We start from the raw sequence: 20,309 nt of genomic DNA on the forward strand, positions 1-20,309 counted from the left end.
GGCCCCGAGCTCCTAAGCCGCCCCCGCCCCCGTGAGCGCTCGGACCTCGGTCTCCGCGTGCCGCGCTTCATCAGCGGCCGCCGGGGAGAACACCGTGCCGAGCCATCCCATCAGGAATCCCAGTGGAATCGACACCACTCCAGGGTTCTGCAGGGGAAAGAGCGCGAAGTCCAGGCCCGGGAAGAGCGACTCCGGGCCGCCCGAGACCACCGGAGAGAGGACGACGAGCGCAAGCGCCGGGATGAGGCCGCCGTAGACCGACCAGACAGCGCCACGCGTCGTGAAGCCCCGCCAGAACAGGGCGTACAGCAAAACCGGCAGGTTGGCGGAAGCGGCGACGGCGAAGGCGAGGCCCACGAGGAAGGCGACGTTCAAATCCTGGGCCAGCAGGGCGAGGCCGATGGCGATGGCACCCACACCCACCGCTGCCACACGCGCCACTGCCACCTCACGGCGCTGCCGTTGCTTAGTCGTACCACCGGAGCGCCGCATCGAGGCATACAGATCGTGCGCCACCGAGGCGGAGGAAGCGAGCGTGATGCCGGCGACCACCGCCAGGATGGTGGCAAAGGCAACCGCGGCGACGACAGCGAACAGAACCGTTCCTCCAGTCGAACCGACGCCGCCTCCGAGGTCCATGGCGAGCAGCGGCACCGCGGTGTTGCCGCCGGTGTTGGACGCGCGCACGGCATCGCTGCCGAGGACCGCGGCGGCGCCGAAGCCCAGCACGATGGTCATCAGGTAGAAGCCGCCGATCAGGCCGATGGCCCAAACGACGGAGCGGCGGGCGGCGCGTGCCGTTGGCACGGTGTAGAAGCGCGCCAGGATGTGCGGAAGCCCTGCCGTCCCCAGAACGAGGGCGATGCCGAGGCTGATGAAGTCCAGCCGCGAGATCCAGTTGCCGCCGTATTTGAGGCCCGGAGCGAGGAAGTCCTTTCCGTGGCCGCTGCGTTCAGCAGCAGTGTTGAGCAGTGTGTTGATGTCGCCGTGAAAGCGCACCACCACCAGGACGGTCAGTGCGACGGCGCCGCCCAGGAGAAGTACCGCTTTGACGATCTGGATCCAGGTGGTGGCGCGCATGCCACCGAAGGCGACGTAGACCACCATCAGGGCGCCGACACCGATCACCATCCAGGTGCGGGCATGCGCTCCCGCGCCACCCAGGAGCAGCGCCACGAGACTGCCCGCGCCGACCATCTGCGCCACCAGGTAGAGCACCGACACGGTGACCGATGCGGCCCCCACGGCAATGCGGACCGGTCGTTCCCTCATTCGGGCGGCAACGACATCGGCGAGTGTGAATCTGCCGCAGTTGCGGACCAGTTCGGCGACGAGGAAGAGCACAACAAGCCAGGCAACGAGGAAGCCGACGGAGTACAGCAGGCCGTCGTAGCCGAAGAGGGCGATCAGCCCGGAGATGCCGAGGAAGGAGGCGGCGGACATGTAGTCGCCCGCGATGGCGAAGCCGTTCTCCATCGGGGAGAAGAGCCTGCCGCCCGCGTAGAACTCTTCGGCGGTGCCTTGCCTGCGGCGGCTCGCCCACGTGGTGATGGCGAGCGTGACGGCGATGAACGCGCTGAAGAGAACCAGCGCCAGGGTCTGGTGGTCGCCGGTCAACGGACGTTCCCCCCGGTCATCTCCTGGGTCTCCCAGCGGATGTCGAGCGCCGCGCTGTCCCGGCGCAGCCGCGCATGCCGTGCGTACGCCCAGGTCAGCAGAAAGGTGGTAGCGAACTGCCCGAGGCCCGCGAACATGGCGACATTGAGCGCGCCGACGATGCGGTGGGCCATGAGGCCGGGAGCAACGGTCGCGGCAATGACGTAGGCGAGGTACCAGGTGAGGAAGAGGGCCGTGGCGGGTACGACGAATCCCCGGTAGCGGCGGCGTACTTGCTGGAAAGCGGCGCTTCGCTGGACCGTCAGATACACCTCGTCGTGCGCTTCGGATCGCGGTGCCGGCACCGGGGAGGCCGCTTTGCCGCGTTCCTCATTCCTCTCGTCGGCCGCATCGTCCGACTCGCCCCACCCGGAGGCGAGGGTGTCGTACCAAGGGTCGTCCAGCCGCACGGCTCCTGGCTCCCCGACCACATGGCCGTCCTGCTTGTCCACGGAACACTCCTTGTTGCACGGGCCTGTTGACGATGCGCCCCAAGGATGGACAGAAAGGAAGATCCCGGACTCTTCATTCCGAATGCTTCACCCCATCAGGTGATGGACGATCCGGGCGACTGCAGGAGGCTGCGACGGACGGCGCGACCGGCCACCCGTGCCCGCCCCGCCCCACAGCCCCGCGGCCCGGCCGATCCCGAGGTCCAGGTCCAGGTCCAGGCCCAGGCCCACTGCAACCAATGCGACGCCTACAGACAAGAGATGAAGCGGTGAGATGGATACAAGCGACGGGCGCCCCTCCACCCCTGGGTGGACAGGCGCCCGTGCGGAACCGCGGCCAGCTCAGGTGTCGATACGCGAACGGTCGAGAGTGGAGGCGGAGTTGGTGATGAACTCCTTACGGGGGGCGACCTCGTTGCCCATGAGGAGGTCGAAGGCCTTCTCAGCCGCTTCGAGATCGCTGATGTTGATACGCCGCAACGTGCGGTGGCGCGGGTCCATGGTGGTTTCGGCGAGCTGATCGGCGTCCATCTCGCCCAGGCCCTTGTAGCGCTGGATGCTGTCCTTGTAGCGGACGTTCTTGCGCTGCAGCTCCAGCAGCGTCTGGCGCAGCTCGTTGTCGGAGTACGTGTAAATGTACTTTTCCTGGCCCTTTTTGGGGTTGGTCAGCTCCACGCGGTGCAGTGGCGGAACGGCGGAGAAGACCCGGCCTTGTTCGACCATGGGCCGCATGTAGCGCTGGAAGAGGGTGAGCAGCAGGCACCGGATGTGGGCGCCGTCGACGTCCGCGTCCGCGAGGAAGATGACCTTGCCGTAGCGGGCGGCGTCGATGTCGAAGGTCCGGCCGGACCCGGCTCCTATGACCTGGATGATCGAACCGCATTCGGCGTTCTTGAGCATGTCCGAGATCGATGACTTCTGGACATTCAGGATCTTGCCTCGGATCGGCAGCAGCGCCTGGAACTCCGAGTTGCGTGCCAGCTTCGCGGTGCCCAGTGCCGAGTCGCCCTCGACGATGAAGAGTTCGCTGCGGTCGACGTTGTCGCTGCGGCAGTCGGCGAGCTTGGCGGGCAGCGAGGAGGACTCCAGCGCCGTCTTCCGCCGCTGCGCCTCCTTGTGCTGGCGGGCGGCGATGCGGGTACGGGCCGCGGCCACGACCTTCTCCAGGACGGAGCGGGCCTGCTGCTTGGCGTCCCGCTTCGTGGAGGTCAGATGGGCCTTGAGCTCCTTGCTCACCACCTGGGCGACGATGCGGGAGGCGGCGGACGTGCCGAGCACCTCCTTGGTCTGGCCCTCGAACTGCGGCTCCGCCAGCCGTACGGTCACGACGGCGGTGAGGCCCTCCATCGCGTCGTCCTTGACGACGTCGTCCTCGGCGACGCGCAGCAGCTTGCTCGACCGGAGCACTTCATTGACCGTCTTGGTGATGGAGCGCTCGAAGCCGGAGACGTGCGTGCCGCCCTTGGGCGTCGCAATGATGTTGACGAAGGACTTGACCGTCGAGTCGTAGCCGGTCCCCCAGCGCAGCGCGATGTCGACGCCGAGTTCCCGGGTGACTTCGGTCGGTGTCATATGGCCGCGGTCGTCGAGGACCGGCACGGTCTCCTTGAAGGTTCCCTGGCCGGTCAGCCGCAGAACCTCGCAGATGCTCTTGTCCTGAGCGAGGTACTCGCAGAATTCACTGATGCCGCCGTCGTAGCGGAAGACCTCTTCCGACTTGCCGGCGCCGTCGATGGCGCGCTCGTCGCGGACCACGATGGTCAGGCCCGGCACGAGAAACGCCGTCTGGCGTGCGCGGGAGTAGAGCGTCTCCAGGGAGAGCTTGGCGTCCTTGAGGAAGATCTGCCGGTCCGCCCAGTAGCGGACGCGGGTGCCGGTCTTCGCCTTGGTGACCCGCTTGCCCTTGAGCAGGCCGTTTCCGGGATCGAAGGGGGCGTCCGGGCCGGATTCGGTGAAGATGCCGGGGACGCCGCGGCGGAAGCTGATGGAGTGGGTCTTGCTGTTGCGGTCCACCTCGACGTCGAGTCGCGCGGAGAGCGCGTTGACGACCGAGGCGCCGACACCGTGCAGGCCGCCGGAGGCGGCGTAGGAGCCGCCGCCGAACTTTCCGCCGGCGTGCAGCTTGGTCATCACGACCTCGACGCCGCTGAGCCCGGTCTTGGGCTCGACGTCGACGGGAATGCCGCGGCCGTTGTCGCGGACCTCCACCGACGCGTCGTCGTGGAGGATCACCTCGATGTGGTCGCAGTAGCCGCCCAGCGCCTCGTCGACGGAGTTGTCGATGATCTCCCACAGGCAGTGCATCAGGCCGCGACTGTCCGTCGAGCCGATGTACATGCCAGGGCGCTTGCGGACGGCTTCCAGACCCTCGAGGACGAGCAGATGCCGCGCGGTGTAATTGGATCCGTCCCGGTCTGCCCCGGTCAGCACTGCGGTGGACGGCACGGACATCTCGGCGGTCACGCGGTTCGCTCCTCGCTGAATTTCTGGCAGTCCGCATTCCGCGGACTCTGTTGTGGCGGTGGTCGCCGGTCAGAGGGTACCGAGGCCTGGTAGAGCCGATGTGACGCCACCCATGAGGTTGGCCATGGTAGTAGAATTTCGCTCGTGCGTTCGATCCCTCGAAGGGGTGACGTCGGGATGACGTGCACATCACGTTCCCTTCCAGGCATGAACCATTTAGGCTCCGGGCACGTCCTCATCAACAACCCGGCAAGCCGGCCGGGCGGACGGACCCCCCAACCCATGTGAATCAGACCACCAAGCAATACGGCTCATTCGCCGCCACCCGGCAGCACCCGGCCTCTCGAAGAACTTTTTTCGAGGAAAAGGCACGAGCGGGAACGTTTTCGGCCTGGTTGGATGTTGACCCTGGTACGACAGCTCGTCGAGCTAGAGAAGAGGCGACGTGACTACTGTTCTGACACCCGCGAGCCCGCTGACGGCCGCTGACCGCTGCGACCGCTGCGGCGCCCAGGCATACCTGCGCGTCGTCCTGATGTCCGGCGGAGAACTGCTCTTCTGCGCCCACCACGGTCGCAAGTTCGAGCCAGAACTCAAGAAGATCGCCGCGGAAATACAGGACGAGACGGAGCGGCTGACCGCCCCTCCGGCGTCTGCGACCGACGAGGACCGCTGACACATCGCATCCACGACGAGCGAGTAGCGGCCTAGGGCCGTGCTGCGGGCCGTCTCCCCGGACACCACCGGGGAGACGGCCCGCACTCGCATGTCCAGGAACGCCTGGTGCCGCCGCTCCCTCAGCCGGCTCCGTGAGCCGATACGGCCGGGAGCATCGACGAGGCACGCGTGTAAACGCCGGGGTTGCCGGCCTGACCGCACCCGGTCCCCCACGACACCACCCCTACCAGGCGCCCATGTGCCACCAGAGGCCCCCCGCTGTCCCCCTGGCAGGCGTCCCGCCCTCCGCTGGGCTCCCCGGCGCAGAGCATCGACGCGGCCTTGTACGTGCCGTCTGCGCTGCCTGGATAGGCCCGCGCGCAGACCGAGTCTTGCAGCACGTTGACGCGTGCCGCCCGCAGCCGTGACGCGTAGCTGCCCTCCCCCGTGGTGTCCCCCCAGCCGTAGACCTCGGCGGCGCCACCCGGCCGGTAGGCGGCGTCGTCCGAGCCGGCTATTGCAATCGGCCGGTTGCCGACCGGCTTCTCCAGCGTGAGGACGGCCATGTCGCCCTCGTTCGTCCAGCTGTTGTAGCCCGGGTTCACCCAGACCTTCGCGGGCTTGATCTCCTGGCCGCCGCCGCGTGCGAGGTCGTCCCGTCCGATCACGATCCGCAGATCGTGGACCTGTCGCCAGGGCACTCCCAGCACCTCCTTGCTCAGGCAGTGCGCGGCTGTGACCACCGTCGAGCGCCCGACGAGCACGCCCCCACAGAACTGACCGGAGCGCTCCGCCCCGAACCGGTCGTGGGACGAGAGAGCCACCGCCCATGGGCTCTGCGAGATCGGTACGGGCTTGCCGCCCACCACCGATCCGTCCGCGGCTGCCGAGGTCGGTGTGGCGAGGATCAGCGTGAGAGCTCCGAGGAGGGCGTGGGCGGACGGGCGCATACGGACTCCTGACTCTGGGACAGTGGTCGCCCACCCAGCGTGACCCAAACGGCCGCGCCCCGCACCCCGGACGGCCGCGAGCCCGGCCCCTCCACCAAGGAGGGACCGGGCTCGCGGCGTCGTCCGTGCCGGTTCGGCTAGTCGAGGTAGTCGCGCAGAACCTGCGACCGCGACGGGTGACGCAGCTTCGACATCGTCTTGGACTCGATCTGACGGATCCGCTCACGCGTGACGCCGTAGACCTTGCCGATCTCGTCCAGCGTCTTGGGCTGGCCGTCGGTGAGGCCGAAGCGCATGGAAACCACGCCGGCCTCACGCTCGGAGAGGGTGTCCAGCACCGAGTGCAGCTGCTCCTGCAGAAGCGTGAAGCTGACCGCGTCGGCCGGGACGACCGCCTCGGAGTCCTCGATGAGGTCACCGAACTCGCTGTCGCCGTCCTCGCCGAGCGGGGTGTGCAGCGAAATCGGCTCGCGACCGTACTTCTGGACCTCGATGACCTTCTCAGGGGTCATGTCGAGTTCCTTGGCCAGCTCCTCCGGGGTGGGCTCACGGCCCAGGTCCTGGAGCATCTGGCGCTGGACGCGCGCGAGCTTGTTGATGACCTCGACCATGTGGACGGGGATACGGATGGTGCGGGCCTGGTCGGCCATGGCGCGGGTGATGGCCTGGCGGATCCACCACGTCGCGTAGGTCGAGAACTTGTAGCCCTTGGTGTAGTCGAACTTCTCGACCGCGCGGATCAGACCGAGGTTGCCCTCCTGGATCAGGTCCAGGAAGAGCATGCCGCGGCCGGTGTACCGCTTGGCCAGGGAGACGACCAGTCGGAGGTTGGCCTCCAGGAGGTGGTTCTTGGCCCGGCGGCCGTCCTGGGCGATGATCTCCAGCTCACGCTTGAGCTTGGGGGCGATCTTCTCCTCGGTGGCCAGCTTGTCCTCGGCGAACAGACCCGCCTCGATGCGCTTGGCGAGCTCGACCTCCTGCTCGGCGTTGAGGAGCGGGACCTTGCCGATCTGCTTGAGGTAGTCCTTGACCGGGTCGGCGGTGGCGCCGGCCGCGGCGACCTGCTGCGCGGGGGCGTCGTCCTCGTCGTCGTCGGACAGCACGAAGCCGGCGTTCTCGGTGCCCTCGGCGGCCTCGGGAGCCTCACCCTTGCCGGGTGCGGGGGTCTCCTCGGTCGCCTCGTCGTCGAGCAGCTCGTCGACGTCCTTCTTGGACGCGGTCTTCTTCGCCGTGGCCTTCTTGGCCGTGGTCTTCTTCGCGACCGCCTTCTTCGCGGTCGCCTTCTTCGCCGCCGCCTTCTTCGCAGGCGCGGACTCGGACTCACCCACCGGCTCGTCACCCACAGGGGCGGCGGCCGCGGCGGTGGCCTTCTTCACCGTGGCGGCCTTGGCCGCGACGGTCTTGGTGGCGGTGCGTTTTGCCGGACTCTTCGCTGCGACGCTCTTGCGGGTGCGCTTGGGCGCCTCTGCGGCACTGACCATCAGCGTCACACCCTCCTCGTCGAGGATCTGGTTGAGGCTGCGCAGAACGTTCTTCCACTGGGTTGGCGGAATCTGGTCAGCCTCGAAGGCCCGACGCACGTCATCGCCGGCGATCTGCCCATCTGCCTTTCCCCGCTCGATGAGCGCCATCACAGACTCGGACTCGGCGATCTCCGGCGGGAGCGTACGGGATGTGCTGGCCGACACGAACAACCTCTCGGAACGATGGAAACGGCTTCCGACCCCGTCCATACTGCGGATCGGAGCCGACGACCGCCGGTGGGGATGGAACCGACGGCGCGGGGGTAACCGGGGAGTTGAACAGCGTCACGAACGCCGTCCGCATTCCCTCCTCGGCTATCACCTCTTTAGTCATCGCGCTTCCCTGAAGAGCGTTACGCCCAATCTGCGTGGCCCGAGTCACACCTCATAACGACCCCTTCCCGGTCATATGACATGCAACCCTCCCAAGACCCCATTGCCGGATCCGGCGACGCCCCGGATCCGGCAATCCTGTGTCTTCGACGTGTACGGCACCCCGCCGCAGAGGCCCGCAGGGCGCCGCGACCACGCGATGGCCACGCTCCGTACACGCTCGGGTACGGGCCTTCAGTGCTCGCGCGGCGCGGGGACGACGTGGTCCACGGGCGCCCCGGAGCCCTGGCCGCCGGGCTCGCCGTGGGCGGCGAGCAGCTGGCGCATCGCGGCCTCGGCGGCCGTGGCGTCGCCGGAGCCGATGGCGTCGACGATCCGCATGTGCTGGCCCACGGACGTCTCGATGGGGCGCTCGCAGCCACCGGCCGGGCCTCCGGAGACGTGCAGGGCGGAGGAGACGATGCCGGAGAGGTGATCGAGCATGCGGTTGCCCGCGAGCTGCAGCAGCAGGGAGTGGAACTCCGCGTCGGCGCGGGTGAAGGTCATGGTGTCGCCCTGGGCGGCGGAGTGGCCCATGATCTCGACCATGTCGGTGAGCCGCTGCTGGACGTCCTCCCGTCCGTGGCCGGCGGCGAGGCGGGCGGCGAGCGGTTCGATCGTCCAGCGCAGCTCGCACAGCTCACGGCGCTGGTCGTCGCGCTGGGGGCCGTACGCCCGCCACTCGATGATGTCGGGGTCGAGGAGGTTCCAGTCGCTGACCGGCCGGACGCGGGTGCCGACGTTCGGGCGGGCGCTGACGAGATCCTTGGCCTCGAGGACGCGCAGCGATTCGCGGACGACGGTGCGGGAGACCTCGAAGCGCTGGCCGATCTCCTCGGGGACGAGCGGACGGTCGGCGCCGAGATCGCCGGAGACGATCATCTGCCCCAGCTGCTGGACGAGTTGGCCGTGCAGGCCGCGGCCGCGGCTGCCTGCCGCGCGGCGACCGGACCTGCCGATGTCGGCTTCGGGGCTGTCCCATACCTGCGAGACGCGCTCGGCTCGATCCGTGCCGGCGGCGTTGGCAGCGGCGTTCGCGCCGCCGGCGTAGGGGTAGCGGTCAAGCTCGCCCGGGCCTGCGAGGCCGGTGTCGCCGGGGCGAGCCGCGGTCATCATGGTGTGCGCAAGGGTACTCACGCATCTTTTGTCGGCGACACCCTGAAGACCCTTGAGGTCTTTGGTGAAAAGCACACGAAAGGGTGATCGCCCGTCATCTCGCAATTGACGCTTTATCGGAAAGAAATGCCCTCTCTGTGGTGAATTGTGGACAGACGGTGCCTCGACAGCGTCGCGAAACGGGCACGTGCACGCTCAATGTGTTCGACTGCGCCGCATCGTGAACGCATATGCGCAGACGAGAGCGGTCAACGACAACGCCATTGCGCTGCCGACGGGTTGGGTCGCAAGACGGAGCAGAACCGATACTCCGTGATCGATTCCGGAAGGCCACTGAACGGGAGCCGACACCCGCATGCGGCCGGGCAGTCCGACGAGGGAGCGGGCCGCGGGCTCGGCCACCACTCGCTGCACCAACGGGACGACCAGGACGGGGACGGCGAGGACCGCCGCCAATCCCATCGACGTGGACCGGAAGACGCAGGCGGCCAGCACGCCCGCCCAGGCACAGCCGACCAGCAAGCCGATCCACCCCGCCGCCAGCACCGGCCACTCGGCGACGCTGTTGACGGAGTCGGGACCGAACACGAAGCGGGCCGACACCTCGTCGGCGGCAAGCACGCTCAACCCCAGTACCAGCGCGCAGCCGCCGCTGACCAGGAGTTTGGCAACGAGCAGCCCCAGGCGCCGGGGCACGGTGCCGACCTCCGGCGCCAGCGCCGGGTACCGGAACTCCTGGCCGAACGCGAGCGCTCCGAGCAGTCCGGCCCCGAGGGCGGCCGGAGGGAAGGGCAGTTGACGGGGCCAGCCTGTGAGCACTCGGGACATCGGGGCGTCCCCGTGGCGGGCCAGCAGCAGGGCCAGTACGAGCGACACGAGCAGGGAGACGACGGCTGCTGCGAGACCTGTTCGGTCTGTCGCCGTGCGGCGCAGTTCGTAGCGCAGTGGCCAGGTCGGCCCCGGGGCGGGCAGGCGGGGGATCGCGAGGCGCTCGACGAACGGCGTCGAGGTCCGCGGCGGGCGTGACACGGGTGCCATGGGGTCGACGAGCGGGAGGACGAGGGCCCTGGAGGGCGTTTCGACGCCGGCGCCGGTAGAGGCGGTGGAGGCGGCTCCTGGGGGCGCCAGCGACGTTTCGGCAGGCGCGTCCGGGGGCGGCTCCGGGGTGGTGGGGCTGATGCCGGGTGCCGGCGGGAGCTCGGCCACGGGGCCCGGGCGGCGGCCGTCGGCGCGGTGAAGGGGGGCGACCGAAGCCGTGTCTCCGACTTCGTCGGCGAGCTGGTGCACGAGGATTCCGTGCCGGAAGGCGGCTTCTCCCACTGCGGCGCAGCTGCTGCCGTAGACGGCGATGCGGCTTCCGCTCTCCCGTACGACCTCGATGGTGCGGCCGACTGCGGGATCGGTGGCGGGGTGGACGCGTTGGGACTCGTCGACGAGGAGGGAGGCGAGGCGATCGGCGTGCGGGGAGCGGACGACGACCCGGGGGCGCAGGCGGGTGCTCGCGAATTCGGCGGCTTCCTGGTCGGCGACGAGCCGGCCGTCCTCGATGGTGACGACGCGGTCGGCGATCCGGGCGGCTTCCTTGGCGCTGCGGGAAGTGACGAGCACGGCGCCGCCCTGGGCGGCGTAGCCACGCAGCAGGCCGTGCAGCCAGGCGCGCTCGCGTGGTGAGACTCCCTCGGCCGGTTCGTCGAGGAGGAGCGTGTGCGGGTCGCCGATGAGTGCCGCGGCCAGTGCCAGTCGACGGTCCATCCCGCGGGAGAGCTCCCCCAGGCGCTGGTCGGCGAGGCCGCTGAGGCCGACGAGGTCGAGCACGTCGTCGGCGCGGTCGGCGGGGACGCCGGCGGCGGCACTGAGCATCCGTAGATGCCCGCGGGCGGTGCGGGAGGGGTGCCCGGGGACGTCGCCGAGGACGACGCCGAGTTCGCGGGCGGGGTTGGGGACGCGGTGCAGCGGGCGGCCGCGGAACAGCGCGACGCCTCTGCCGTATTCGAGCTGCAACATCAGGCGCAAGGCGGTGGTCTTACCGGCGGCCGCGGCGCCGTGGAGCACGGTGACCCGGCCCGGGCGCGCTTCGAAGGTGAGGTCGTCCACGGCGGGCGGCAGTTCGCCACGGGGTTCGCCGGTCAGCCCGATGGCCTGGATCATCGCGTTCCTCGCGGTGCGTGAGACCGTTCGGAAGCAGCGGGGGGTACGAGTGGGCTCACCGACCCAAAGTAACGCATATGTCTTAATTGCCCGTATTTACGGGCTTTTGATGGGCTGTCGTGTCCCGCTAGGGCAGCACCTCCGCACGACACGCGATGCCGCGTGGTGACACCGCTCGACGGCAGACTCAGACCTCCGGGCGCAGCATCGGGGGGTTGAGCAGCGTGGCGCCGCCGGCTCTGAACAGCTGGGCGGGACGCCCTCCCTGACGTGTCGTCGTACCCCCCGTGGGCACCAGGAAGCCTGGGGTGCCGGTCACCTTGCGGTGGAAGTTTCGGGGGTCGAGTGCGACACCCCAGACCGCTTCGTACACCCTTCGCAGTTCGCCGACGGTGAACTCCTGCGGGCAGAAGGCGGTGGCCAGCGAGGAGTATTCGATCTTGGAGCGGGCCCGTTCGACGCCGTCATCGAGGATCTGTGCGTGGTCGAAGGCGAGCGGGGCCGCCTGGTCGCTCTCGCGGGCGAGGGCGCCCTCCTGGTCCAGGAGGGTCTCCACCGGCGCCCAGCGCGCGCTGTGGGCATCCCCGCCGGCCCGTGGGGCGGGCAGGTCGGGGGCGAGGACAAGGTGCGCGACGCTGACGACCCGCATCCGGGGGTCGCGCTTGGGGTCGCCGTAGGTGGCGAGCTGTTCGAGATGGGCGCCGTAAGCGGGTGGTGGCACGGTCGGGTCGTGGGCGTGCAGACCGGTCTCCTCGGAGAGTTCCCGGGCTGCGGCCTCCTCCAGATCCTCGTCGGCCCGGACGAATCCTCCGGGCAGAGCCCAACGGCCCTGGAACGGCGGCTCACCGCGTCGCACGGCCAACGCGCACAGGGCGTGGCGCCGCACGGTGAGCACGACCAGATCGACAGTGACGGCGAACGGCGGGAAGGCCGACGGGTCGTAGGGAGGCATGCCGTGATCATAGTCGTCCGCCTGACGATAAACAGGTCCTCAGGGGCTTACGACCCGAGTTGCAGGCGATCCGCCGCGGCCTCCACCACCCCCATCCCCAGCCTGCTGATTCGCACGGCGAACGGCTCCTCGGCGACCCTCAGGTCGGTGAACTGCATCGCCCCAAGTGGGGCACCGGCGAGCGGGCGGACGGCCACCGTGCCGGCGGGTGCATCGGGGCGAATGCCGGCCTGGGCGATCAGCATCTGTACGGCGCCGGCTGCCGCGACCGCGGCGGGACGGCAGGCCGCGGGGTGCGGGACCGGGACGCCGTCCGCGGTGCGCTGCTCTCCTGCGTACATCTCGGGGAGCCGGTGGCCGAACCCTGCTGCCGCGTCGAGGATGCCGCGGGTCAGGGCGCCCGCTTCCTTCTCGTGACCGGCCGCGGCGAGCCCTGCGGCGGCGATCGCCGTCTCATGGACGCGTACCGCTCCGCTGCGGTGGCCGAAGGGGTTGAAGCCGCTCTCCTTCGCGCCGAGTCCGCGCAGGCCCCAGCCGGAGTCCATCGCCGGGCCGCCCAGCAGCCTGGCCAGTTGGCCGGTCCGCACCCGGTCCAGCAGGCCGGGAGCGAGGCTGCCGCCCCCGAGCAAGCCGGTGTCGAGAAGATGGGCCGCTGTGGAGCCGAGGTGCGGAAGCGGGCGGCCGTCGCGGAAGAGCAGGGCGGCGGGACGGCCACCCGCCCGGTCCTCAAGCCAGAAGTCGCTGCGGAAGCGTGCGCGGAGGTCCGCTGCCCAGTCGCGCAGCTCCGCAGCCCCGGGGCGCCCGGAGGCGTCCAGGAGGTCGGCGCCCAGCAGGGCGGCACGGTGGGCGTGAGCCTGGGTCTCACAGCGGTACGGGCCATCGGGCGCCGGGTCGGGGACGTAGCTCCAGCGGCCCGTGGTGGGTGCCGCGGTCGCGGTGCGCAGCCAGGTCAGACAGCGCTCCGCTGCCGGCAGCAGCCGCTCGGTGTCCCGCTCGGGCAGTCCCCAGCGCCGGGCCTCCGCAAGAAGGACGGGGAACAGCAGCGTGGCTTCGACGCCCGTGCAGCTGGCCGGGCAGTGCGGGCCCGCGTCCCGGAGGGTTCCGGGAATTCGGCCGAAATCGCGCCCTGGCATGGCCTGTTGAGTGCGGGCGAGTGTGCGCAGCGTGCCGGCTGCCAGCCGGGTGCCCAGCGGCAGCAGCATGCGGGCCGTCCACAGCGCCTCGGCCGGGGCGAGGCCGCACCGCCAGGGGAATCCGCCGGCCACGTAGACGTCGGTGGGAGCGTTCAGGTCTCGCAGCAGCAGGCCGCGCAGGTCGTCGAGGCTGCCCGCAAACAGGGCGTCGGCCCGCTGGTCCTCGCACTCGAGCTGGGCGGGCGACCAGGGGCACGGTGGTCGGTCGCCGCGCGACCGTGGGACGGCCGGCCCGGTCCGCGGGCTCGGGATGGAGGGCACGAGCTGCCGTGGGCGGCCCGGGTAGGGGGCGCCGGGTGGCTGAGCGGGGTCGTGCTGGAGGACGGCGCGCAGCTCGATGGTGCGTTGGCCCCCTGGTGGCAGATCGAGTTCCCAGCGCAGCAGTCCCGCCGAGGCCAGGGCGTCCTGGGGTGAGGGCACCGCGGTGACCACGGCGTGCGCCCCCGCCCCGGACCAGCGCAGGCCCGAGCCGTGCACCGCAGGCCGCAGCTCCGGCCCGGGGATGCCGGCGGCGACGGCACCTAGCTCGGCGAGGTCCGTACCGAGCCGGACCTCGACCGGGAGCCGGACCGGCTGCGCCGAGCTGCTGCGGAAGGTGATGCGCTCGATGCCATCGGCCGTCCTCAGCCGCTCCATCCGGATCTCCGGGTCCGGACCGCGATCTCCTGTTCTGCGGATCGTCCCGACGAACCGTGCGCGGTCCGCGCCGGTCAATCGCCCCTGGACGACGAGCGGTTCACCGCCCGCTGCGCGCACTTCGCAGTGGGAGAGGATCCGCCTGCCGTCGCGGTAATAGCCCTCCAGACCTTCACCGGTCAGCTGCCCCGAGGCAGGTGAGACGGCGAGGGCCGGTAACGCCACACAGATGAGGGCGGAGTGGAAGGGCTGCGGCTGGAGGATCCGGGACGGCGCCCGACGCCGTTCGCCGGGCGGCCGAAGGGCCGGCTGAGTGGTGGGGACCATGCCTGGCACGCTCTGCGCTCCCTGGTGACGTCGAGACTCCGTCTGCCTGCGTACTTCCTGCTTACTCACCTGAACGGCTCAATCGGCGCCCAGGTCACGCCGACGCCGCCGGAGACCGCTCGCTCACCGCCTGCTCCGGTCGCCGTCCCGGCCGGCCCGGCGCCTGCCGCGTCCATCTGTCGTACGGGTGCCGGGCCCCGTGGCGCCGCGGGCTCCTTGGGGGCGGTTCGCCGCACTGGTACGCACGGCCCTGTGTCGAGTGCCGGGCTGCGGAGCCTCCCGGGTCTCGGCCTCCTGCCCTCCGCCGGGACTTTCGGTCTCCTCCTCACGCTGATCTCGGAGGCAGCGGCGCAGTGGCTCCGGATCGAGGCCGTCGTTGATGGCGCGATGCAGCAGCTGGGCGAAGAGGTAGTCCGGGTCGATGCTCAAGGCGCGGCCGAGGGCGACACGCGCCGAGGGAGCGTCCTCGGTGGCCCAGGACACCCATCCGGTGAGCGTCAGGGGTGGCACCGCGTGCTCGATGTAGCCGCCGGCGCAGCGGCGGGCGAGTGCACGCCAGAGGCGAAGGGCTGCGGCGGCATTCGGGCCGTCCATCCACTCCGCCGCCCGGTCGCGGGTCGTTCGGTCCTGGAGGCCGAGGATGAGCTCGGCGCACTCGCCGTCGGTGATCAGGGCGTCGTCGCAGGCATCCCTGGCGCGGTTGCTGCCCGACGGCGTGTCCTGTCGGAAGCGGTGGATCATGGCGCCGGCCAGGTCGAGGGTGGCCCGTCGAACCACCGTGGCGCCTTCGCGCTGGAGCATGCGGGGAACGAGTGCGGCGGAAGCTGCGTCCAGGGCCTTTTCCTGTTGGGCTGCCCGGCGCCCGGTCCGCGGTGTCAGCCGCGCCTCCATGTCCTTGAGGGATCCGCGTACCTGCATGCCCGCGTACGCGGCGGCCGCTGCCATCACGGACGTGCCGGGCATGACCAGGGGGGTGCCCTCGGCGGGGCAACAGCGGAAGTCCGGGCAGCAGTAGGACCAGTAGCGGCCATTGGAGAGGCACAGGGCTTCGAGGACGGGCACGTCAAGGGCTCCGCAGGCGGTGCGCAGCCGCTGGGCCAGGGGGCGGAGCCGGTTCTTCACGTCCTGGCCGCTCTCACCGGGACCGGGCTCCTGGCAGAGGAAGACGAGGATGCCGGCAGGCCGGGCGTCCGGGGCCTGGCCTGCCGGAATCAGGCAGTCGGCGAGTTGGCCGGAGACGTCGGGCCACTGCGTGGTGTCGGTGGGGATACCGAGCCTGACCCGGCCACCGAAGCGTCCTCGCTCGCCGTGGAGTGCCACCAGGACCACGCTGTCGTCCGGGTAGAAGCCCATGAGGTAGGGCAGCGCATCGGCCAGTTCGGCGGGGCCGCGCAAGGTGACCTGGGCCTCGGCGGTCGTTCCCTGCGACGCCTCTGCCGGGTCGGACTCGTGCCCCGTATTACGGTCGTCGGATGCTTGGTGGGAAGGGCTCGGGGGGCTGCACGGCCTGTCGGGAGAGCTGGTCGGCGTGGGAGCGGCGGGAGGGCTGACCGGGTCGGTGGAGGAGGCGGGGTGGGGCCTGTTCGTCGCGTCGGGCCGGTTCGTCGGGCCGACCGGGTGGGTCGGGTGAGCGGCGTCTAAGGGACGCGGAGGGCGAATGTGGCCGGCCGGAGGTGAGGAGCCGGCGCGCTTGGAGGAGACGGAGGAATCCGTGGCGCCCAAGGCCCTGTCACGGGAGGTGTCGGGGTTCTGGCCTGCGCCTGGGGAGGTGTCGCCGACCGGGCCTGAGGCCGGATCGGTGATCGGGTCGGCCGCCGGGTCGGTAGGCGGTCCGCCGATCGGACCGGTGGCGGGGTCGGTGATCGGGTCGGTGCTCGGGTCGGTGGCGGGGCAGCTGATCGGCTCGGTGCTCGGGTCGGTGGTCCTGCGCTTCGGCGGTTCGTTGTGCGGATTCATGGCTCGAAGATCCCGCGGTCCGCCACTCCGCCGCGACCCCTGTGGATAACTCACGGGTGACGCCGTTTTCCACAGGTTCGGGCCGCGGTTCGCGCGATGTCAGTGGCATCGGGTTGCATGGGGGCATGAGCAACGAAGACCTGCGAGCCTCGGCCAATGCCGTCCTGACCCGACTCGTCGGGGATCCCGGCGGCGAGGCCCGGCTGCGCGAGGATCAATGGCGGGCGATCGAGGCGCTGGTCGCCGACCACCGCCGTGCTCTGGTCGTGCAGCGCACGGGCTGGGGAAAGTCCGCCGTGTATTTCGTCGCGACGGCGCTGCTGCGCGAGCGCGGCAGCGGACCGACCGTGATCGTCTCGCCCCTGCTCGCGCTCATGCGCAACCAGGTGGAGGCGGCCGCGCGGGCCGGAATCCGGGCACGCACGATCAACTCCTCGAACACCGAGGAGTGGGACACCGTCCAGGCCGAGGTGGCAGCCGGCGAGGTGGATGTCCTGCTGGTGAGCCCCGAGCGGCTGAACAACCCCGATTTCCGTGATCAGGTGCTGCCCAAGCTGGCCGCGGCCACGGGCCTCCTGGTGGTCGACGAGGCACACTGCATCTCCGACTGGGGTCATGATTTCCGGCCGGACTACCGGCGGCTGCGCACGATGCTGGCCGACCTCCCGCCGGGGGTTCCGGTGCTCGCCACGACCGCCACCGCCAACGCCCGGGTGACGGCCGATGTCGCCGAGCAGTTGGGGACGGGCGAGGGTGCTGAGGCCCTGGTTCTTCGCGGCCCCCTGGACCGCGAGAGCCTGAGCCTGGGCGTGCTGCCGCTCCCGGACGCCGCGCACCGGCTCGCGTGGCTGGCGGACCATCTGCACGAGCTGCCGGGGTCGGGAATCATCTACACCCTCACCGTCGCGGCCGCCGAGGAGGTCACGGCGTTCCTGCGGCACCGGGGCCACACCGTGTCCTCGTACACCGGCAAGACGGAGAACGCCGACCGCCAGCAGGCCGAGGACGATCTGCTGGCCAACCGGGTCAAGGCGCTGGTGGCGACCTCCGCGCTGGGCATGGGCTTCGACAAGCCCGATCTGGGCTTCGTGGTGCACCTCGGCTCGCCGTCGTCCCCCATCGCCTACTACCAGCAGGTCGGACGTGCGGGACGCGGCGTCAAGCACGCCGAGGTGCTGCTGCTGCCCGGCCGTGAGGACGAGGCGATCTGGAAGTACTTCGCGTCACTGGCGTTTCCGCCGGAGGAGCAGGTGCGCCGGACGCTGGACGTCCTTGCCGCCGCCGACCGGCCCGTGTCGCTGCCCGCCCTCGAGCCGCAGGTCGAACTACGCCGCTCACGCCTGGAGATCATGCTCAAGGTGCTCGACGTCGACGGCGCCGTGCACCGCGTCAAGGGCGGCTGGACGGCCACCGGCCGGCCGTGGTCGTACGACGCGGAGCGCTATGCCTGGGTGGCCCGCCAGCGGGAGACCGAACAGCAGGCGATGCGGGACTACGCCACGACCACGGGCTGCCGGATGGAGTTTCTGCGGCGGCAGCTGGACGACGAGGAAGCGGTGGCCTGCGGTCGTTGCGACAACTGCGCGGGCGCACGCTTCACCCCTGAGGTGTCCGCCGCGTCGCTGGACGCTGCGCGCGGTGAGCTGGGCCGCCCGGGCGTGGAGGTGGAGCCGCGGCGGATGTGGCCGACGGGGCTGCCGGCCATCGGAGTCGACCTCAAGGGCCGCATTCCTGCCGGTGAGCTGGCCTGGACCGGCCGCGCACTGGGGCGGCTTTCCGACATCGGATGGGGAAACCGTCTGCGGCCGATGCTCGCGCCGCAGGCTCCGGACGGCCCGGTACCGGACGATGTGTCCGCTGCCGTGGTCACCGTGCTCGCCGACTGGGCCAAGGGCCCGGGCGGTTGGGCCTCGGGAGCGGCGGATGCCCCAGCCCGTCCCGTCGGCGTCGTCTGCCTCGACTCCCGCACCCGCCCACAGCTGATCCGTTCGCTCGCCGAGCGGATCTCCACCATCGGCAGGATGCCGTTCCTGGGGACGGTGACGTCGAGGGAGGACGACGCCGACAGCAGAATCCCCCGCAGCAACAGCGCACAACGGCTGCGCGCCCTGCACGGCGCGCTGAGTGTGCCGCCGGAGCTTGCTCAGGCTCTGGCATCGGCCGATGGCCCCGTGCTTCTGGTGGACGACTACGCCGACACCGGATGGACGCTGGCCGTGGCCGCGCGACTGTTGCGCAGGGCGGGAGCGGACGGCGTGTTTCCGCTGGTCCTCGCCGTACAGGGGTAGTGGGGCGCGGCGAGATGGTGGGCGGCTGTGGGCTTCGGAGGCCGATAAGGCGGGAAGGAATATAGACGGCGCACCGGGCCATTTCGGGTCGCGCGCGCGAATTGCTCGTTGCCGCAAGCGTGTGCGACCGCAAGAATTGAAGTCGCTTCCCCGTACCTGCCGTTCGCGGCCAGGCAGGGCCGTGCCGCGGTGCGCCTTCGCGCCCGGCAACCGCCCGACGCGTGGATGCGTAGACGAAGGGAGGACCGTGGCCTTCGGCTTCGCCCCGCCCACGAATGTGTCCCGGCCCGCATCCGCCGATTCAGCCGCCCGACTCAGTCGGATGCTGGAGCCCGCCGAGTGGGCTTCGGCAGGTATCCCCCTGCTCCGCAACCCCCGTGAAGTCGTCGCGGCCCTGTACGAGCGTCACCTCCCGGGGGCGTCGACGGCAGTGGTGGCCGTCCTCGATCCTCAGGAGCGGTTGACGGCCAGTGCCTCGTTCAGCGAACCCTCGGCCGCTCCGGATGGCTGGCAGTTCCGCAATGTGCTGCTGGCCCATCTGCGCCGGGTCATCCCGCATGACCTGCGGTTGCGTGCCCCGGTCCGTACGGCCGTGCTGCTCTACTGCCGTGAGGGCGACCTGCGTTGGACGGAGGCGGACGGCGCATGGATGTGGGGACTGCGCGACGCCTGCACACTGCACGGGCTTCGGTGCGGGGCGTACATCACACTGACCCGGGATCGCTGGCAGGTGCTCGGCGAGGACCGGGGTGGCCGCCGCCCCAAGCCGACTCCCGCCGCGTTTCCGCCCCTTTCGGCGCCCGGGGTCGAGACACGGAACGGGCCACGTGCCCAAAGACGCGCGGAAAGGCGGGCGGAGACGCGTCGCGGTGAAGCGCGGCGGGCGGGGCCCCGGCGTGACGAGTCTCCGGGCGAGGAGTTGGGGCGAGACGAGTCACCGCGCGCGGCAGCCGGCCAGACGGAAGCTGGGCGCAGGGAGACGGGCCACACGGAAACAGCTCATACGGGTGGCACGGATCGCAATGATCGTGCGGAGAGTGCGGAGAGTGCGGAGTGTGCGGAACAAGGTCAGACGGCGCGCATAGCCTCAACCAGCACGGGCGCGCCGAGTGTGGCCTCTCCGCGCTCTGCGGCGAAGCCCGTGGACTCGCCGCCCCGCCCGGTGGTGCCGGCCGGCCCATCCGAGCAGCGCATTCCCGCTGCTCGCAGCGGCGGGGCCGGGCACAGTGGAGCCACGGAAAGCGTGGAGGACGCAGGGGCCCTTGCGGCAGCGGAAGCCTCCTCGCCGCTTCCGGCCGACTCACGGGGGACCGGCAGCCGAGCCGCGCCACGGCGCGCTGGCGGCGGCGGCCTGGCGGAAACGCGGCGGCACACGGCGGCCCGCTGAGGCCGGGGGAGAGCCGAGCGATTCCCGGCATTCAGCGGCCCGGTTACCGAGGCTCGGGAGCATGCGGAAGCACGTCAACGCCCGCAGGATCAAACGATCTTGGCGTGGCGCACGGATCTTGACCGGCAGCGTGGCATCCAGACCTCCGCGCACCTGCATCGCCCGGACAATCTGGACCTAAGAGCACCCGGACACAGGCACACGCAGACGGCTGGAACACAGACCCGCAGAGC

General features: G+C 70.4%; 12 protein-coding genes and 1 pseudogene. 3 read left to right on the forward strand and 10 right to left on the reverse strand.

Features of this window, described 5'->3' with window-relative positions; translation table 11 throughout:
* Positions 1-12: 12 nt before the first annotated feature.
* The 3 genes from QOM21_RS10010 to QOM21_RS10020 all read right to left on the reverse strand — a co-directional run bounded on the left by QOM21_RS10010 (position 13) and on the right by QOM21_RS10020 (position 4,571).
* Positions 13-1,617 carry a cation acetate symporter gene (locus QOM21_RS10010; RefSeq protein ID WP_407549443.1) on the reverse strand — a complete coding sequence of 535 codons (1,605 nt, stop codon included), beginning with the start codon at positions 1,615-1,617 and terminating at the stop codon, positions 13-15.
* Positions 1,614-2,108, reverse strand: a complete 495-nt coding sequence (locus QOM21_RS10015; protein WP_407549445.1) for a DUF485 domain-containing protein — start codon at positions 2,106-2,108, stop codon at positions 1,614-1,616. Before QOM21_RS10015 ends, QOM21_RS10010 begins: the two co-directional genes overlap by 4 nt.
* A gap of 342 nt (positions 2,109-2,450) precedes the next feature.
* Positions 2,451-4,571, reverse strand: coding sequence for a type IIA DNA topoisomerase subunit B (locus QOM21_RS10020; protein WP_407549446.1), 2,121 nt, complete (start codon positions 4,569-4,571; stop codon positions 2,451-2,453).
* Positions 4,572-5,016: 445 nt separating this feature from the next.
* Between QOM21_RS10020 and QOM21_RS10025 the strand changes: the two genes are divergently transcribed.
* Positions 5,017-5,247 carry a hypothetical protein gene (locus QOM21_RS10025; protein ID WP_393893359.1) on the forward strand — a complete coding sequence of 77 codons (231 nt, stop codon included), beginning with the start codon at positions 5,017-5,019 and terminating at the stop codon, positions 5,245-5,247.
* A gap of 121 nt (positions 5,248-5,368) precedes the next feature.
* Here QOM21_RS10025 and QOM21_RS10030 read toward each other — a convergent pair whose 3' ends face one another.
* From QOM21_RS10030 to QOM21_RS10060, 7 genes are all read right to left on the reverse strand, one after another.
* Positions 5,369-6,178 (reverse strand): S1 family peptidase, encoded by an 810-nt coding sequence (locus QOM21_RS10030; RefSeq protein ID WP_407549448.1) that lies wholly within the window; start codon positions 6,176-6,178, stop codon positions 5,369-5,371.
* Between the two features lie 137 nt (positions 6,179-6,315).
* Complete coding sequence (locus tag QOM21_RS10035) at positions 6,316-7,872, reverse strand: RNA polymerase sigma factor (protein ID WP_393893673.1); 1,557 nt, start codon at positions 7,870-7,872, stop codon at positions 6,316-6,318.
* A gap of 396 nt (positions 7,873-8,268) precedes the next feature.
* Positions 8,269-9,264: a FadR/GntR family transcriptional regulator gene (locus tag QOM21_RS10040; protein WP_407549450.1), complete on the reverse strand. Its 996-nt coding sequence runs from the start codon at positions 9,262-9,264 to the stop codon at positions 8,269-8,271.
* Positions 9,265-9,384: 120 nt separating this feature from the next.
* Positions 9,385-11,337: an ATP-binding cassette domain-containing protein gene (locus QOM21_RS10045; RefSeq protein ID WP_407549452.1), complete on the reverse strand. Its 1,953-nt coding sequence runs from the start codon at positions 11,335-11,337 to the stop codon at positions 9,385-9,387.
* Between the two features lie 187 nt (positions 11,338-11,524).
* Complete coding sequence (locus tag QOM21_RS10050; RefSeq protein ID WP_407549454.1) at positions 11,525-12,289, reverse strand: NUDIX hydrolase; 765 nt, start codon at positions 12,287-12,289, stop codon at positions 11,525-11,527.
* Between the two features lie 47 nt (positions 12,290-12,336).
* Positions 12,337-14,445, reverse strand: coding sequence for a glycogen debranching N-terminal domain-containing protein (locus tag QOM21_RS10055; RefSeq protein ID WP_407549455.1), 2,109 nt, complete (start codon positions 14,443-14,445; stop codon positions 12,337-12,339).
* A 123-nt stretch (positions 14,446-14,568) separates the two neighbouring features.
* The gene (locus tag QOM21_RS10060) at positions 14,569-16,401 is read right to left on the reverse strand and encodes a DUF4192 family protein (protein WP_407549457.1); all 1,833 of its coding nucleotides are present in this window, start codon (positions 16,399-16,401) and stop codon (positions 14,569-14,571) included.
* 125 nt (positions 16,402-16,526) lie between these two features.
* On the opposite strand from QOM21_RS10060, the gene QOM21_RS10065 reads away from it, so the two are divergent.
* Positions 16,527-18,689 (forward strand): RecQ family ATP-dependent DNA helicase, encoded by a 2,163-nt coding sequence (locus QOM21_RS10065; protein ID WP_407549459.1) that lies wholly within the window; start codon positions 16,527-16,529, stop codon positions 18,687-18,689.
* A 247-nt stretch (positions 18,690-18,936) separates the two neighbouring features.
* A pseudogene (locus QOM21_RS10070) lies at positions 18,937-19,452 on the forward strand (hypothetical protein); the annotation flags it as partial.
* Positions 19,453-20,309 lie beyond the last annotated feature (857 nt).

The organism is Streptomyces sp. Pv4-95 (assembly GCF_045782725.1).
Taxonomy (GTDB): Bacteria; Actinomycetota; Actinomycetes; order Streptomycetales; family Streptomycetaceae; genus Streptomyces.

Bases quoted from the DNA above. Each gene is read 5' to 3' on its own strand.
- QOM21_RS10030 (WP_407549448.1), bottom strand. From the start codon at position 6,178: ATGCGCCCGTCCGCCCACGCCCTCCTCGGAGCTCTCACGCTGATCCTC.
- QOM21_RS10045 (WP_407549452.1), bottom strand. From the start codon at position 11,337: ATGATCCAGGCCATCGGGCTGACCGGCGAACCCCGTGGCGAACTGCCG.
- QOM21_RS10050 (WP_407549454.1), bottom strand. From the start codon at position 12,289: ATGCCTCCCTACGACCCGTCGGCCTTCCCGCCGTTCGCCGTCACTGTC.
- QOM21_RS10055 (WP_407549455.1), bottom strand. From the start codon at position 14,445: ATGGTCCCCACCACTCAGCCGGCCCTTCGGCCGCCCGGCGAACGGCGT.
- QOM21_RS10060 (WP_407549457.1), bottom strand. From the start codon at position 16,401: ATGAATCCGCACAACGAACCGCCGAAGCGCAGGACCACCGACCCGAGC.
- QOM21_RS10065 (WP_407549459.1), top strand. From the start codon at position 16,527: ATGAGCAACGAAGACCTGCGAGCCTCGGCCAATGCCGTCCTGACCCGA.